At 73.4% G+C, this 16,409-nt stretch carries 10 protein-coding genes; 4 read left to right on the top strand and 6 right to left on the bottom strand.

Features of this window, described 5'->3' with window-relative positions; all coding sequences use genetic code 11:
- Positions 1–4 precede the first annotated feature (4 nt).
- Together QBL25_RS08815 and QBL25_RS08810 are read right to left on the bottom strand one after the other, a co-directional pair.
- Positions 5–796 (bottom strand): putative hydro-lyase, encoded by a 792-nt coding sequence (locus tag QBL25_RS08815; protein WP_409056462.1) that lies wholly within the window; start codon positions 794–796, stop codon positions 5–7.
- Positions 793–2,094 carry an MFS transporter gene (locus QBL25_RS08810; protein WP_409056461.1) on the bottom strand — a complete coding sequence of 434 codons (1,302 nt, stop codon included), beginning with the start codon at positions 2,092–2,094 and terminating at the stop codon, positions 793–795. The genes QBL25_RS08815 and QBL25_RS08810 overlap by 4 nt, the downstream gene beginning before the upstream one ends.
- Before the next feature lie 151 nt (positions 2,095–2,245).
- Here QBL25_RS08810 and QBL25_RS08805 point away from each other — a divergent pair, with 151 nt between their 5' ends.
- From QBL25_RS08805 to QBL25_RS08790, 4 genes are all read left to right on the top strand, one after another.
- The gene (locus QBL25_RS08805) at positions 2,246–2,950 is read left to right on the top strand and encodes a GntR family transcriptional regulator (protein WP_409056460.1); all 705 of its coding nucleotides are present in this window, start codon (positions 2,246–2,248) and stop codon (positions 2,948–2,950) included.
- Positions 2,951–3,064: 114 nt separating this feature from the next.
- Positions 3,065–4,591 carry a hypothetical protein gene (locus QBL25_RS08800; RefSeq protein WP_409056459.1) on the top strand — a complete coding sequence of 509 codons (1,527 nt, stop codon included), beginning with the start codon at positions 3,065–3,067 and terminating at the stop codon, positions 4,589–4,591.
- 55 nt (positions 4,592–4,646) lie between these two features.
- Entirely contained in the window at positions 4,647–5,540 is an 894-nt protein-coding gene (locus QBL25_RS08795; protein WP_409056458.1) for a hypothetical protein, read from the top strand.
- A 64-nt stretch (positions 5,541–5,604) separates the two neighbouring features.
- Positions 5,605–10,359 (top strand): hypothetical protein, encoded by a 4,755-nt coding sequence (locus QBL25_RS08790; RefSeq protein WP_409056457.1) that lies wholly within the window; start codon positions 5,605–5,607, stop codon positions 10,357–10,359.
- Positions 10,360–10,362: 3 nt separating this feature from the next.
- Here QBL25_RS08790 and QBL25_RS08785 read toward each other — a convergent pair whose 3' ends face one another.
- The 4 genes from QBL25_RS08785 to QBL25_RS08770 form a co-directional block, all read right to left on the bottom strand.
- Positions 10,363–11,490 carry an aromatic ring-hydroxylating oxygenase subunit alpha gene (locus QBL25_RS08785; protein ID WP_409056456.1) on the bottom strand — a complete coding sequence of 376 codons (1,128 nt, stop codon included), beginning with the start codon at positions 11,488–11,490 and terminating at the stop codon, positions 10,363–10,365.
- Between the two features lie 13 nt (positions 11,491–11,503).
- On the bottom strand, positions 11,504–12,658 hold the full coding sequence (gene solA, locus QBL25_RS08780; protein WP_409056455.1) for an N-methyl-L-tryptophan oxidase: 1,155 nt from the start codon (positions 12,656–12,658) through the stop codon (positions 11,504–11,506).
- Positions 12,659–12,741: 83 nt separating this feature from the next.
- Positions 12,742–15,207 carry an FAD-dependent oxidoreductase gene (locus QBL25_RS08775; protein WP_409056454.1) on the bottom strand — a complete coding sequence of 822 codons (2,466 nt, stop codon included), beginning with the start codon at positions 15,205–15,207 and terminating at the stop codon, positions 12,742–12,744.
- Positions 15,204–16,289 (bottom strand): S-(hydroxymethyl)mycothiol dehydrogenase, encoded by a 1,086-nt coding sequence (locus QBL25_RS08770; RefSeq protein WP_409056453.1) that lies wholly within the window; start codon positions 16,287–16,289, stop codon positions 15,204–15,206. The genes QBL25_RS08775 and QBL25_RS08770 overlap by 4 nt, the downstream gene beginning before the upstream one ends.
- Between the last annotated feature and the right edge of the window lie 120 nt (positions 16,290–16,409).

The raw sequence follows: 16,409 nt of genomic DNA, 5'->3' as shown, positions 1-16,409 counted from the left end.
CCGCTCAGGCCACCCGGTACTGCTCGTCGCGTGCGTCGGTGATGAACATCTGCCCCGGCGCGTGCGTGATGGCGAACGGCGGCCGCGAGGCCATCACCGCGGCCTGCGGCGTCACTCCGCATGCCCAGAAGACCGGGACGTCACCGGGTGCGGCGGCCACCGGATCACCGAAGTCGGGCCGGTCCAGGTCGTCGATGCCGAGCCCCGCGGGATCCCCGCAGTGCACGGGGGCGCCGTGTACCGCGGGAAGGAGCGCGGTCTCGTCGATCGCCGTGGAGAGGTGCTCGGGCGGCACGTGGCGCATCGACACCACCATGGGGCCGTGCAGCCGGCCCGCCGGGCGGCAGGGGCGCGTGGTCACGTACATGGAGACGTTGCGGCCCTGTTCGACGTGGCGCATCGGAACGCCGGCCTCCGTCAGCGCCCACTCGAAGGTGAAGCTGCACCCGATCAGGAACGACACCAGGTCGTCGCGCCACCGGTCGACCACGTCCGTGGGCTCGTCGGTCAACTCGCCGTCCCGCCACACCCGGTAGCGCGGCAGATCCGTCCGCAGGTCGGCGCCGGGCGCCAGGGGAGTGGTCCAGGAGCCCGCGTCGGTGACGTCGAGCACCGGGCAGGCCTTCGGGTTGCGCTGGCAGAACAGCAGCATGTCGTACGCCCAGTCGGCGGGCACGGAGATCAGGTTGGCCTGGGTGTGGCCGGCCGCCCAGCCGGCGGTCGGTCCGCTCGTGCCCGCGCGGAAGAGCGCCCGGGCCTCTTCGGGACGGTGCGTCGCCGTGGCCGCGGGGCTCATGCCAGCTCCTTTCCGCGCGTCTCGGGCAGCCCGAACAGCGCGAGCACGGCGATGGCGTAGCCCAGCGCCCCGAAGACCAGCGCGCCGCCCACGCCCCAGCTGTCGGCGAGGAAGCCGACCATGGTGGGGAAGACGGCGCCCACGGCACGCCCGGTGTTGTACGTGAAGCCCTGTCCCGTGCCGCGCACGGCGGCCGGGTAGAGCTCGCTGAGGAACGAACCGAAGCCGCTGAAGATGGCCGACATGCAGAAGCCGAGCGGGAAACCGAGCACAAGGAGAAGGCCGTTGGCTCCGTCCGGGATGTTCGTGTAGGCGAGGATGCTTGCCGCGGAGAGGAACGCGAAGAGCGTGATGTTGCGCTTGCGGCCGAGCACGTCGGTGAGATAGCCGCCCGCCAGATAGCCGATGAAGGCACCGGAGATCAGGAACGCGAGATAGCCGCCCGTGCCGACCACCGTGAGCCCGCGCTCGGACTTCAGATAGGTGGGCACCCAGGTGGCGAGCGTGTAGTAGCCGCCCTGGACGCCGGTGGACAGCAGGACCGCGAAGAGCGTGACGCGCAGCAGCCCGGGCTTGAAGATCGCGGTGAACGATCCCTTGTCCGTGCTCTTCTTGCGCTCGGCGGCCGCCTCCGGGGCGTCGTGCACGTTGCGGCGCACGTAGACGACGAGCAGGGCGGGCAGCGCGCCCGTCCAGAACAGCACGCGCCAGGCGACGTCCTCGTCCAGGAACTGGAACACCACGGTGTAGACGATCACCGCGAGCGCCCAGCCGACCGCCCACGCGCTCTGGATCGCGCCGAGCGTGCGGCCGCGGTTCTTGGCGGTGGCGTACTCGGCGACCAGGATCGCGCCGACCGCCCACTCGCCGCCGAAGCCGAGCCCCTGGAGGGCGCGGAAGACCAGCAGGGTCTCGTAGTTGGGCGCGAAGCCGCAGGCCACGGTGAAGACGGCGTACGTGACGACCGTGATCATCAGCGCCTTGACGCGGCCGATCCGGTCCGCGACCACACCGGCGATCGCCCCGCCTATCGCGGAGACGACCAGCGTGACCGTGGTGAGCAGGCCGGTCTGGCCGCTGTCCAGGCCGAAGTACGCGGCGATGGCCACCATGCTCAGCGGCAGGGTGAAGTAGTCGTAGGAGTCGAGGGCGTAGCCGCCGAAGGCGCCCGTGAAGGCGCGGCGGCCGCGCGGGCCGAGGGCGCGCAGCCAGCCGAACGGGCCGCTGTCGTCGACGGGTTCGCCGTCCACGGGGCGGTTGTCGGCCGACACGGCCTGGGGCGGTGGGGGTGTGCTCATGGGCACCTCGCAGGAGGGGGACGGAGGGTGCGGAGCTGACAGGGGCGGGGCGCGGGTGGGGGCCGTGCCGTGTCCGCCAAGGTAGAGGATCGTTGAACGATCCCTCAATACCCATGTTGTTTCGTTCTTGTATCTGCGATTGAATCCGGGCATGGCTGAGGGAAGGGCTGACGCGCGCGGACTGGCCGACGACCGTGCGCTCCTGGGGCGCACCAGCACCGCGGAGCGGGTGTCGGACATCCTGCGCAGCCGCATCGCCGAGGGGTACTTCCCGCCGGGGGCCCGCCTGTCGGAGGACAGCATCGGCGGCGCGCTCGGCGTCTCGCGCAACACCCTGCGCGAGGCCTTCCGGCTCCTCACGCACGAACGGCTGCTGGTCCATCAGCTCAACCGTGGGGTATTTGTCCGAGTTCTCACGATCGAGGACGTCGAGGACATCTACCGCACCCGCCGCCTCGTGGAGTGCGCGGTCGTCCGCGGCCTCGGCGATCCGCCCTTCGCCCTCGACGGACTCGCGGGCGCGGTCGCGGACGGCACGAGGGCGGCCCGCGAGCGTGAGTGGAAGGGCGTCTCCACGGCGAACATCCACTTCCACCGGGAACTGGTCGCCCTCGCGGGAAGCGCCCGCACCGACGAGGTCATGCGCAGCGTCTTCGCCGAACTGCGCCTGGCCTTCCACGTGGTGGACGACCCGCGCCGGCTGCACGAGCCGTACCTCGCCCGCAACCGGCAGATCCTTCAGACCCTCCGGGACGGCGACGCCGCGGAGGCCGAACGGCTGCTCGCGGTCTACCTGGACGACTCGCGCCAGGGCCTCGTCGAGGTCTACGGCCGGCGCGTCGCGCACGGCTCCTGAGCCACGGCGCCACCGCGGAAGGGCCCTCCCCGGACCGGGAGCGGGGCAGGGAAGCGCGCTGTCAGATCTGCGCCGTTTCGACCGTTGTCAGACCGAGGATCTAGTCTGTGCACCGTGACTTCGCCTGCCGTTACGGACACCGTTCCGCCCCAGCTCAGCGCGGGGCCGAGGCCCGCTCCGGGCCCGGCCGCCGACGAGGGCCTGGCGCGGCGGCTCCGCGCGCTCGCCTGCACGGCGCCGCTGCACGACCTCGACGTGCGCAAGGCCAACCTCGCGGGCGAGTATTCGGTGTACGCGATGGCGGAGGTGGCCCTGTCCGCCATCGACCTCGTCACACTGAACATGGACTTCGACACCGGCGCGGACCACGAGCAGATAGTGGCCAGGCTGCTCCCGCGCGTCGGCGCCCAGGCCCCCCGGCGCCCCGTGGCCGAGCACGAGCGCGTGGCCCGCTGGGTCCTGGAGAACCTGATCAACGTCGGCAGCGTCGACCGCGGCTTCCGCGCCGTGTACGGCACCTTCGCGCCCGACGGCACCTATGTGCGCAGGGACTACGACTTCAAACTGATCGAGGAGGTCCCCGGGTACGGCGGGAGCGTCTACCTCCGCACGACGGACGAGGCGGTCAACGTCCTGGTGGGCGCCCTCGACACGGACGTCACGAGCGCCCAGATCGCCGCCGAGGTGAAGCTGGAGGTCCTGATCAGCCGCGGCCGCCTCGCCGACGCCCAGCTCGCCGCCGAGCAGGCCCGCTACCGCACGGTCCAGTACTCGGAGACCCTCCGCAGAGCCCTGGACGCCACCCGGCGCAACGTCCGCGCGGTCGACTGGCTCCAGGCCGTCCCCGACATGATCGCGGAAGCCCTCGACCACGTCGCCGACCGGTACCGCCACGAGAACGCGATCCTGACGAACATCCGCAAGGCACGCGACGAGTCCGAGGACCCCGAGCACAAGCGCCGCGCCGCCGAGCTGGTCGACATCGTCAAGGACTGCATCCGCCGCCACACCCAGCTCCAGTCCCGCCTCCTCGAAGCGGGCCCGCTGTTCCGCGCCGAGCAGGACCGCCAGGCCTTCGCCGCGCCCACCTCCCGGACCGGCCTCGATCTGTACGGCCAGCTCGTCGCCCCGCTCCTGCCCCTCCCCGTCGAGCAGGCGAGCCGCGTGACCGGCGCCTTCTTCGCGCGCGGCACCGGACTGCGCACCCCCGTGTCCGTCCGCGTCGGCGACCTGGTCGACATACTGCTCACGCCGCCCCAGGAGCGGGAGCACCTGGGCGTGGAGATGCCCGAGCCCGACCTCATCGCCACGCCCGACGACAGCCGCTTCAGCGAGGAGCAGCTCGCCGACGCCATGGAGCTGCTCGACCTGCCGGCCGACGCGCCCCGGCGGCTGTCCGGGCTGCTCGCCGACGCCCGCCGCCGCGACACCGAACTGCCGTATCTCGTCGCGCTCCTTGCCGTCCACGCGGCGAGCCCGCCGGTCGGCACCGCCTACCGCCAGGGCGAGGAGAAGCTCCTGTTCGCCGTGGACGACGGCACCGAACTCGACGACCAGGAGTTCGGCGGCGCCGACCTCATCGTGGGCACGGCCCTGCTCGACGCCGCCGGCATGGCGGCCGGCCGGACGGAGTCCGCGTGAGCACCCCCGACCCCCTCAAGCCTCTCCCGCACGACCGCCGCAAGGAGCACAAGCCGTGACCGAGCACCCCGCAGAGCACACCGCGTGGGGCGAGCCGGAGACACCGGCGGCGCCCGCAGCGAGCGCCGCTGTCACCCCGGCCGACGCCGCCGACGCCGCGCGCCTGGTCGCCTTCGGACTCCAGCCCAAGCTCCAGCCCGCCCGCGACCAGGAGTACGCCGAGCTGCTGCGCCGGTACCGCGAGGACCCGCCCTTCGCGCGGCTCGCCGACGCGGTCGCCGCCGGGCTCGGCCTCGTCGTCCTGGAGGTGTCCCCGCGCGCGGGGATGGCCGTGACGGCCGCCGAGGACTCGGTGTTCGCCGTCCGCATGGGCGACTACGCCCGCCGTACGGCCGCCGACTCCACCGACCGCTTCCTGCACGGCCTGGCCCACCTCGCGGTCGCCGCCCTGGCGTTCCCGCGCCCCGAGGACCTCGCCGACGACGGATACATCGGACGCGTCACGGTCAACGGAGTGGACGCCTTCGTCCGGCAGGCCTGCCACCGCCTGGAGGAGCGCGCCGAGGAGCAGGGCGAGAACTCCGACCCGCAGACCGATGCCCCCGGCCTGGAGGCGGCCTGGCGCATCTGGGCCCGGCGCAGCTCGACGGGCGCCACCAAGGACGCCCGCCGCCTCGCCGGGTCGACCACCGGCATCATCGGCAAGGCCGTCGCGTTCCTCACCGACTCCGGCTTCCTCCAGCGCACGGGCGACGACTCCGGGGGCACGTACCGCACCACCGCCCGCTATCAGCTCCAGGTGCGCGACATGGCGGGCGGCGCCGCCATGGCCGAACTGCTCGAACTGGGCATCGTGCCCGTGACGGACGGGTCCGCGACCCTGCTGCCTCCCGACGAGACGGACGATCTGGAGCTGGCCGCCGACGCGGGGCTGCCCTTCCACTCCTGACGTCTCTCGCCCCGCCCCCCACCTTCCTGCCGTTCCCCACGACTTACGACGAGAGTCCGCCGCCATGTACGAGCTGTCCCGGGTCCGCCTCTACTCCATCGGCCCCGCCGGTGCGCGCTACGCCGACACCGTGCTTGACCTGCGCGGCGTCGGCGCCGAGGTGCCCGACCCCGCGCCCGCCCAGGCGGAGTTCTTCGAGGACGAGCCGGTCGGCCCCCCGCGTCGCCCCGCGCCCGCCGGCGTGCTCTTCCTGGAGAACGGCGGCGGCAAGTCCGTCCTGCTGAAGCTGATCTTCTCGGTGATGCTGCCGGGTCACCGGAACACCCTGGGCGGCGCCAGCTCCGGCGTCCTGCGCAAGTTCCTGCTCGCCGACGACTGCGGGCACGTCGCCCTGGAGTGGCAGCACACGCTGACCGGTGAATGCGTCGTCGTCGGCAAGGTCAGCGAGTGGCGCGGGCGGCAGGTCTCCAACGACCCGCGCAAGTTCGCCGAGGCGTGGTACTCCTTCCGGCCCGGACCGGGCATGAGCCTGGACTCGCTGCCGGTCGCCGAGTCCAGCGCCGTACGGCCCTCGGCGGAAGGCGCGTCCGGCGCCCAGGGGCGGCGGCGCACGATGAAGGGCTTTCGCGACGCGCTGACCGACGCGGGCAAGGCCTACCCCCACCTGGAGGTGCACTGGGAGGAGATCCACGACCGGTGGAACGAACACCTCGGTGACCTGGGCCTCGACCCTGAACTCTTCCGCTACCAGCGCGAGATGAACGCCGACGAGGGCGAGGCCGCGGGCCTCTTCGCGGTCAAGAAGGACTCCGACTTCACCGACCTGCTGCTGCGCGCCGTCACGGACACCCGGGACACGGACGGCCTCGCCGACCTCGTCCACGGCTTCGGCAACAAGCTGGGCCGCCGCTCCGAGCTGATCGCCGAGCGGGACTTCACCGCGGGCTCCGTCGACCTGCTCGGCCGGATCGTCGACGCCGCCGAGACCCGCTCACGCGCGCGTGACGTGCACGCCGGAGCCGAGCGGCGCACCCGCACGCTGGCCCGCCGGCTCTCCGCGCGCGCCGTCGCCGAGCGGACCAGGGCGGGGGAGCTCACCGAGCGGGTCACCGCCGCCGCGCGGACCGTCACCGCGGCCGAGGAGGCCCGCGGCAGGTCCGCCCTGATCTCCGCCGAACTGGCCTTCCGGCACGCCTCCCTGGCCCTCACCGTCGCGGAGAAGGCCGCCGCCGCCCAGCGCCGCGAGCTGGCCGACGCGCGTCAGCTGCACTCCGCCTGGCAGGCCGCCGAGGCCGTCCTGCGCCACCGCGCGGCGGCCGACCGCTCCGCGCGCGTGGCCTCCGCGATCCTGGAGGCCGAGCGGGACGCGGCGCCCGCGCTCGCCGCACGCTCCAAGGCGGCGGCCGATCTCGTCCGGGTCCTGCACACCGCCGCCGAGGGCGCCGAGACACTCGCGAACGAAGAGGAGGAGCGCTCCGCCGCGCTCCAGGAGACCGGCGAGGCCGCCCACCGCGACGCCACCGTCGCCGCCACCGAGGCCCAACGCGCCCGCAGCGAGGCCGGACACCTGCGCCAGCGCCTGGCCGAGGTCGAGCAGGAGACCGCGGAAGCGGTCCGCGCGGGATGGCTGGACGACACCGCACCGGACGCCGACCCGGCGCGCGCCGCGCTGGCCGCCAGCGACGCCGAGAAGACCACGGTGGCCGCCTGGGACGCCGCCCGCGAGGCCTCCGTGCGCGCCACCGAGCACGCCAAGGAGGCCGCCGCGGCCGAGGCACGCGCCGAACTCACCGCGGCCCGCGCGTCGGACGCCGCGGACGCCGCCGAGCACGCGTACGACGCGGAGCGCCGGGCCGCGGAGTCGATCGCCGAGGACGAGCGCCTCGCCGAGCTGCTCGGCCTCCCCGGGACAAGCGTCCCGGGCGGCGTGCCGCAGCCTCGCCAGGGCACCACGGCACCCGGCGCGGAGTCGGGCGGCGACGACCGGGACAAGACGGCCGCTGCCGACGGCGCGGACGGCGCCGCCGCGTCCACCCGCACGGCGACCGGCACGGCCACCGGCACCCGCCTCCTGACCGAAGGCCCCCTCACCCTCACGGAGCTGGACCGCAGCGCCGACGACCTGCGCACCCTCCTGGAGGACGGGGTCGCGTCCGCCGAGCGGCAGCTGTTCGAACTGCGGACCGCCGCCGCCGACGACTCCCGCATCCTGGGCGCCCTCGGCGACGGCGGGCTCCTGCCGCCGGGTCCTGACGTCCTGGCCACCGTCGAGTTCCTCGGCGAGCACGGCATCCCCGCCCTGCCCGGCTGGCGCTACCTCGCCCAGGCCGTCGACCCCGCCGACCACGCGCGCGTGCTCGCCGCCCGGCCCGAGCTGGTCGACGGCGTCGTCATCACCGACCCGGCCACCCACGCACGGGCCCGCGAAGCACTCGCGGGCGCCGCCCTGCTGCCCCGCTCGGCGGTCGCCGTCGGCACCGCCGCCGCCCTGCTCGCCCCGACGCCCGGCGAGGACGCGGGCAGCGCCGGCGACGGCAGCGTCTTCCTCGTCCCGCCGAACCCCGCCATGCACGACGAGCACGCCGCCGACGAGGAGCGCCAGACGCTCCGCGCGCGGGCGGCGCAGCGCGACGAGGAGATCAGGGCGCTGGCCGTGCGCCTCGCCAAGGACCGCGAGCTGGCCGCCCGGCTCGCCTCCTGGCGCGCCGGCTGCCCCGCCGGACGCATCGAGGAGCTCGCCGCCGCCGCACGCAGCGCCCGCGCCTTCGCCGAAGAGGCCGAGGCCGAGCTCGCCGAGGCGCGCACGGTCCGCGCCGAGGCCGACGAGGCGGCGGCCGAGGCATCACGCGCGCGTGACGAGCGCCAGGAAGCGGCCCAGCGCGCGCGCCGCGCCGCCGACGCCCTCGCGGGTCTCGCCTTCCGCCTGCGCGAGCGCGCGGGCTGGCAGACCAAGCTGCGCGAACTGGCCGACGACGCCGTCGAGTCGGAGGCCCGCGCCCAGACCTGCCTGGACCGCGCCCGCGCCGCCGACGAGGACCGGCGCTCCGCCCAGCGCGCCGCCGACGACGCCCGTCGCACCGCCCGCGCCCTGCGCGCCGAACGCGCCGAGATCGCCGGTGCCCCCGAGGACGTGCCGGAGGACCCCAAGGACCCCGCGGCGCCCAAGACGTCGCTGCCCGCCCTCCGCGAGGCCTACCGCGCCGCCTCCCAGCTCTACGAGAAGGTCGGCGTCGGCGCCGACCTGCGCGCCGAACAGGCCCGCGCCGAGAGCGACGAGAGCAGCGCGCTCGCCGAGCTCGACCGGCTCAGCAACAAGGTCCGCACCCGCGCCGCCCTGCTCCTGGAAGGCACGGACGGCTCCGACGGCCCCTCCCGCCAGGCCGCGTCGGCCCGCGCCGAGGCCCAGGTCCAGCTCATCGAGACCCGCGCGTCCGCCGCCAGCGAGCAGCTCGGCAGGCTCCGCGGCGAGGCCGAGCGGCTCGCCCCGCAGGACGACGCCGAGGCGCACACCGAGCTCCCCGACGAGCTGGTGCCCACCGACGCCGAGCACGCGCAGGCCCTGCTGCGCACCGCCACCGGCGAACTGGCCGCCCACACCGAGGCCTTGAGCCAGGCCAAGGACGCGCACGCCACCCTCCTGCACGCCCACCGCGCCACCGAGGACGCGGCGGGCGGCTTCGACGAGACGGCCGCGCTCCTGCGGGACCTCCTGCGCGAGCAGCACCACGAGGAGGAGGCGGCCGAGGAGCCCGAGCCCTATCCCGGCTCCCTCGAAGAGGCCCGCCAGTCCGCGTCCGAGGCCCGGCGCTCCCTGCGCGGCTGCGCCGCCGACCTCTCCGCCGCCGAGACCGCCGTCCGCGAGGCCAGCGACATCCTCGTACGGCACGCGAACTCCACGCGCTACGAGCAGGTGCGCACCCCGGCCCGTCAGCAGATCCGTGAGCTGCCCGCGTCCGCGCTGCCGGAGCACGCCAAGAAGTGGGCCGACGCGTTCGCGCCGCGCCTGCGCGTGCTCACCGACGAGCTGGAGCAGCTGGAGCGCAACCGCGACAGCATCGTGGACCGGCTGCGCGGGCTCGTGGAGTCCTCGCTCGCCACGCTCCGCTCCGCGCAGCGTCTCTCGCAGCTGCCCGAGGGCCTGGGGGAGTGGTCGGGCCAGGAGTTCCTGCGCGTCCGCTTCGACGAGCCGGACCAGGCGACGCTGACCGAGCGCCTCGGCGAGGTCATCGACGAGGCCACCCGGGCCGCGGTCAAGAAGAACTCCGACCTGCGGCGGGACGGCATGTCCCTGCTGCTGCGCGGGGTCCAGGCCGCCCTGGAGCCCCGCGGCATCGCGGTGGAGATCCTCAAGCCGGACGCCGTGCTGCGCGCCGAGCGCGTGCCGGTCGGCCAGATGGGCGACGTGTTCTCCGGCGGCCAGCTGCTCACCGCCGCCATCGCCCTGTACTGCACGATGGCCGCCCTGCGCAGCAACGACCGGGGCCGCGACAAGCACCGGCACGCCGGCACCCTCTTCCTCGACAACCCCATCGGCCGCGCCAACGCCACGTATCTCCTGGAGCTCCAGCGGGCCGTGTCGGACGCGCTCGGCGTCCAGCTCCTCTACACCACCGGCCTGTTCGACACGACGGCGCTCGCGGAGTTCCCGCTGGTCATCCGCTTGCGGAACGACGCGGACCTGCGGGCCGGGCTGAAGTACATCAGCGTCGAGGAGCACCTGCGGCCGGGCCTGCCGCAGCAGGACCCGGCCGAGGAGACGGTGCACGGGGAGATCACGGCGACCCGTATGTACAAGCGGCCCGCCGCCTCCCCGGCGTAGGCGCTAGGCCAGCCGCCCGGTCAGCCACGCGTGGAACTGCCCGATGTGGTGCTCGGTCGGCACGAGCACCCCGCCCCCGCGATAGGCGCGTGACGCCATCGCGGGCTGGGTGCGCTCACAGGCCTCGAAGTCCTGCTCGTTGACCCGGTGGAAGAGCTCCACGGACTTGGCCAGGTCGACGCCGGACGCGACGACCTCGGGTGCGTACAGCCAGTCGCACTCGACGACCGTGCGGTCCTCCGACAGCGGGAACATCCGGTGCAGGATCACGTGGTCGGGTACGAGGTTGACGAAGACCGTCGGCTTGACGGTGATCGCGTAGTAGCGGCGGTCCTGGTCGTCGGCGACCTCCGGGAGCCGGCCGAAGCCGGGGCTGCCGTCGACGGTGAACCCGCTGACCTCCTCACCGAACGAAGCGCCGTGCCCCACGTAGTACTGGGCGGCGAACCCGTCCGCGAACTCCGGCAGGACGTCGGTCAGTTCGGGGTGGATCGTGGCGCAGTGATAGCACTCCATGAAGTTCTCGACGATCAGCTTCCAGTTGGCGCGCACGTCGTACGTGACGCGCTTGCCGAGGGCGAGCCGCTCGATTCCGTAGCGGTCGATGGACGCCGAGTCGCCGAGGCGCTCCACGGCGGCGCCGACGACGGTCTCCTCGAAGGAGGGCGGCTCGTCGGCCAGGCACACCCAGGCATAGCCGAGCCACTCCCGCAGCGCGACCTTGACCAGGCCGTACGCGGCGCGGTCGACGTCGGGCATCTTCACCAGGTTCGGTGCCGCGATGAGCTTGCCGTCGAGGTCGTACGTCCAGGCGTGGTACGGGCATTGGAGCGCGCGCCGCACCTCGCCGGACTCCTGGGTGCACAGACGGGCGCCGCGGTGCCGGCAGATGTTGAGGAAGGCGCGCAGTTCCCCGGAGCGGGAGCGGGTGACCAGGACGCTCTCACGGCCGATCTGGACGGTGCGGAACGCGCCGGGTTTGCCGAGGTCGGCGGAGCGCACCGCGCAGAACCAGAGCGATTCGAAGACGCGTTCCTGTTCCTGCCGGAAGATCTCGGGGTCGGTGTAGAAGTGGCCCGGCAGCGTGGTCATCAGGCTGCCGGCGGACGGGGCCTCGGGGGACGTCGTCACGGTGGCGTGCTCCTCAGGCGGGCGCGGCGGCAAGGCGGCTGGGGTCGAACAGGTCGATGGGGTGCTCGGTGGCGCCCCGCAGCGCGAGGTCGGCGACGATCTCGCCGACGACCGGCACGAACTTGAAGCCGTGCCCCGAGAATCCGGCCGCGACGGTGACCGATTCCGGGTGGGCCGGGTGCCGGGCGATGACGAAGTGCTCGTCGGGTGAGTTGGAGTACATGCAGGTCGCGGCCTTGAGGAACTCCCCGGGCAGGGACGGGATGTGGCCCGCCATGTGCGTGGCCATCGCGGCGACCTCCCGCGCGTGGACCGTGCGGTCGATGGTCTCGGGCGTGCAGGGCGTGCCCTTGCGGAAGAAGGCGACCTTGGCGCCGAGGTCGGGTCCGTCGATGGCCGGGAAGCCGTAGACCTGCACCTCGTCCGCGTCCTCCCAGATGTAGATCGGGTGGTGCTGCGGCAGGAAGGGCCGCACGCCGCCGGTCGGCCGGAACCAGTACATGATCTGCCGCTCGACGGTGAACGGCACCCCGATGTCGGTCAGGAGCCGAGGTGCCCAGGCGCCGGGGCAGATGACCAGCTGCCCCGCCGTGTAGGTGTCCTCGGCGGTGTGCACGCGCACGCCGTCCCGGTACGGCTCCCAGCGCGTCATGGGCTCCTCGAAGTGCAGGTCCGCGCCCTGTCGCGTGGCCAGCTGGAGATGCGCGGCGACGGTGTTCTCGGGGCGGACGAGCCCGGCCCGCGACTCGTACAGCGCGACCTCGTCGTCGCGTGGGCTGAGCGTCGGGAAGCGGCGGCGTATCTCGGGGGCGTCGAGCATCTCGTGGGGGAGGTCCCACTGCCGCGCGGAGAGCAGCGAACCGGAGACGGTGCGGCTCTCGGGGCGGCCGACCATCACACCGCCGCACAGGGTGGCGATCTCCCGGCCGGTGTCGCGCTCCAGGCGTGCGTACAGCTCGTACGAGCGCAGGAGCAGCGGGACGTACGCCGGATCCTCGAAGTAGGACTGCCGGGTGATCCGCGAACCGCCGTGGCTGGAGCCGCGGTTGTGGACGGGGCCGAACTTCTCCAGGCCGAGGACACGGGCGCCGCGTGCGGACAGGTGGTGGGCGGCGGCGCTGCCCATGCCGCCGAGGCCGATCACGATCACGTCGTAGGTGGGGGACACAGAGCTTCCTCCAGAACAGAACAGAGCAGGTGGAGCAGGAAGAGCAGCCAGAGCAGCCAGAGCAGAGCGGCCGAGGGGGTCCTCTAGCGGCGGATGCGGGTCATCTTCGGGTCGAACAACGGCTCTTCGGCCACCGTCGCGGGCACCTTCTCGCCGAAGTACTCGACGTGCACGCCCGTGCCCGGCTCCAGGGGCGGCAGCCACGCGTAGGCGACGCACCGGCCCAGCGTGTAGCCGTACGAGGCGCTGGTGACGTACCCGGCCGGGACCCCGTCGACAAAGACGGGCTCCTTGCCCAGGACCACCGCCGCGGGATCGTCGAGCAGGAGCGCGGTGAGCTTCCGGGCCGGAGGGCCGAGCCGTTCCAGCGCCGCGCGGCCCACGAAGTCGCCCCGGTCCATGCGGACCGCGAAGCCGACCCCCGCCTCGTACGGGGTGTGCTCGGTGGTCATGTCGTGGCCCCACGCGCGGTACCCCTTCTCCAGGCGCAGGCTGTTGAACGCCGAGCGCCCGGCCGCGATCACGCCGTGCGCCTGCCCCGCTTCCCAGAGGGTGTCCCAGAGCCGGAGCCCGGTGTCGGCGTCCGTGTAGAGTTCCCAGCCCAGCTCACCGACGTACGACAGCCGCATCGCGGTGACCGGGACGTGGCCGATGTAGGTCTCCTTGGCCCGGAAGTAGCCGAAGCCCTCGTGCGAGAAGTCGTCGCGGGTGAGCGGCTGGACCAGGTCGCGGGCGAGCGGCCCCCAGACGCCGATGCAGCAGGTGCCCGCGGTGCTGTCCCGCAGGTGCACGCCGTCGGGGGCGTGGCGCAGGAGCCAGTCGAGGTCGGCCGGGCTGTTGGCGCCGACCTGGAAGCGGTCGGGGGCGAGCCGGGCCACCGTCAGGTCGGAGCGGATGCCGCCCGCCTCGTCCAGGAGGAGGGTGTACGTCACCGCGCCGGGCTTCTTGGCCAGGTTGTTGGAGGTCATGTGCTGGAGGAAGGCGAGCGCGCCGGGCCCCGACACCTCCAGGCGGCGCAGGGGGGTCATGTCGTAGAGGGCGACCTTCTCGCGGGTCGCCTTGGCCTCCGCGGCCGCGATCGGCGACCAGTACCGCGCCGACCAGGCGTCGCGTGCGGGGACCTCGACGTCCGCGAGGAGCGGGGCGTTCGCCTCGTACCAGTGCGGGCGCTCCCAGCCGCCGCCCTCCAGGAAGACCGCGCCCAGCTCCTGCTGCCGGGCGTGGAAGGGGCTGACCCGCAGCGGCCGGGGCCGCTCCATGGGCTGGAGGGGGTGCAGGACGTCGTAGACCTCGACGAACTGCTGGGCGCCGCGGTCGGCGACGTACGCGGGGGAGCGCTGGGCGGTCTCGAAGCGGGTGAGGTCGCAGTCGTGCACGTCGACGGAGGGCCGCCCGTCGACCATCCATTCGGCGACCGCCTTGGCCACGCCCGCGGAGTGCGTCACCCACACCGCCTCGGCCAGCCAGAAGCCGCGCAGCGCACGGGACTCGCCGAGGACCGGCATCCCGTCCGGGGTGAAGGAGAAGACGCCGTTGAAGCCCTCCGCGACGTGGGAGTCGCGCAGGGACGGCAGGAGCCGGCCGCAGTCCTCCCAACTCGGCGCGAAATCCTCCTCGGTGAAGGGGTACGAGGACGGCATGTCCACGGCGTCGTCGTACGCCGGGACCGTGAAGGCGTCCACGGGCAGGGGCCGATGGGCGTACGAGCCGATGCCGATGCGGTCGGTGTGCTCGCGGAAGTACAGATCGCGGTCCTGGAAGCGGAGGATCGGCTTCGAGGCTTCGGTGTCCGGGTCGTTGACGCCCGCCAGCTCGGCCAGCGGCCCGGTCTTGGCGTACTGGTGGGCCAGCGGCAGCAGGGGTATGTCCACGCCGGCCATCCGGCCGATCACCGGTCCCCAGAAGCCCGCGGCCGACACCACGTGGTCGGCCGGGAAGGTGCCCCGGTCGGTCACGACGGCCGTGACGCGTCCTTCCTCCTGCTCGATGCCGGTCACGGTGTGCCGGTCGAGGAAACGCGCGCCACGCGCGCGTGCCCGCTCGATCTGCGCGCGGCAGGCGAGCACCGCCCGGGCCAGCCCGTCGTCGGGTGTGTGCAGCCCGCCGAGGACCTCGCTCTCGTCGATCAGCGGCCACATCTCCTTGCAGCGGGCCGGGCCGACGAGTTCCGCGCGGATGCCCCAGGACGCGGCGTACCCGGCTTTGCGGTGCAGGTCGGCCCAGCGCTCTGGGGTGGTGGCGAGTTCGAGGCCGCCGACCGGGTTGAAGCAGGACAGGCCGTCCATTTCCAGGGCCCCGAACTTCTCGACGGTGTACGCCGCGAAGGCGGTCAGGGTCTTGGACGGGCCGGTCTGGAAGACCAGGCCGGGGGCGTGCGAGGTGGAGCCGCCGGGGGCGGGGAGCGGTCCTTGTTCGAGGACCGTGACGTCGGTCCAGCCGCGGGTGGTCAGCTCGTCGGCGAGCGAGCAGCCGACGATGCCGGCGCCGATGACGACGACGCGGGGTGCCCCGGGAGGTTCCTGGCGGCCGCTGGTCGAGGTGCCGGTCACAGGACCACCACCGAGCGCAGGACCTCACCGCGCTGCATCCTGCCGAACGCCTCCTCGACCTGGTCGAGCGTGACGGTCTCCGAGACGAAACCGCCCAGGTCGAGGCGGCGCGTGAGGTACTGGTCGACGAGGATCGGGAAGTCCCGGGTCGGCAGGCAGTCGCCGTACCAGGAGGACTTGAGGGCCCCGCCGCGCGAGAACAGGTCGATCAGCGGCAGATCGACCGTCATCTCCGGGTCGGGCACACCCACCTGCACGAGCACACCCGCGTGATCACGCATGTAGAAGGCCTGTTTGTACGTCGAGGGGGTGCCGACCGCGTCGATCGCGACGTCCACCCCGAAACCGCCGGTGAGTTCGCGGACGGCCTCGACCGGGTCCGTGCCACGGGAGTTGACGGTGTGCGTGGCGCCGAACCGGGTGGCACCGTCGAGCTTGGCCTCGTCGATGTCGACGGCGATGACGCGGCGGGCGCCCGCCAGTGAGGCACCGGCGATCGCGGCGTTGCCGACGCCGCCGCAGCCGATGACGGCCACGGTGTCGCCGCGGCCCACCTGTCCGGTGTTCACCGCGGCCCCGTAGCCCGCCATCACTCCGCAGCCGATGAGCCCGGCGGCCTCGGGGCGCGCCGCCGGGTCGACCTTCACCGCCTGCCCGGCGGCGACCAGGGTCTTCTCGGCGAAGGCGCCGATGCCGAGGGCGGGGCTCAGGGGGGTGCCGTCCAGGAGGGTCATGGGCCGGGCGGCGTTGCGTGAGTCGAAGCAGTACCAGGGGCGGCCGCGCAGGCAGGAGCGGCAGGCGCCGCAGGGCGCGCGCCAGGCCAGCACCACATAGTCGCCGGGGGCGAGATCGGCGACGTCGGCGCCGATCGCCTCGACGGTGCCGGCGGCCTCATGGCCGAGCAGGAAAGGGAAGTCGTCGTTGACGGCGCCTTCCCGGTAGTGCAGATCCGTGTGGCAGACCCCGCAGGCCTGCACGGAGACGAGTACCTCTCCCGGACCGGGATCTGGCACGACGATCGTCTGCACCTCGACGGGTGCGCCCTTTTTCACGGCGACGACGGCACGGACCTCGTGTGGCACGGCCAGACTCCTCTGCTGTTGCGCACTGCACGACGGGTTGCGCTATGAGAGACATAGTGGGAACGCCATCAAGAGGCCGTCAAGGGGTGGGAGTTAACCCTTGGCAAATCCGCAGCGCAC

The sequence above is a fragment of the Streptomyces sp. SYP-A7185 genome (assembly GCF_046103685.1).
Taxonomy (GTDB): Bacteria; Actinomycetota; Actinomycetes; order Streptomycetales; family Streptomycetaceae; genus Streptomyces.
Note: the sequence above shows the minus strand (reverse complement) of the source record. Positions and strands in the feature narration are given on the sequence as shown.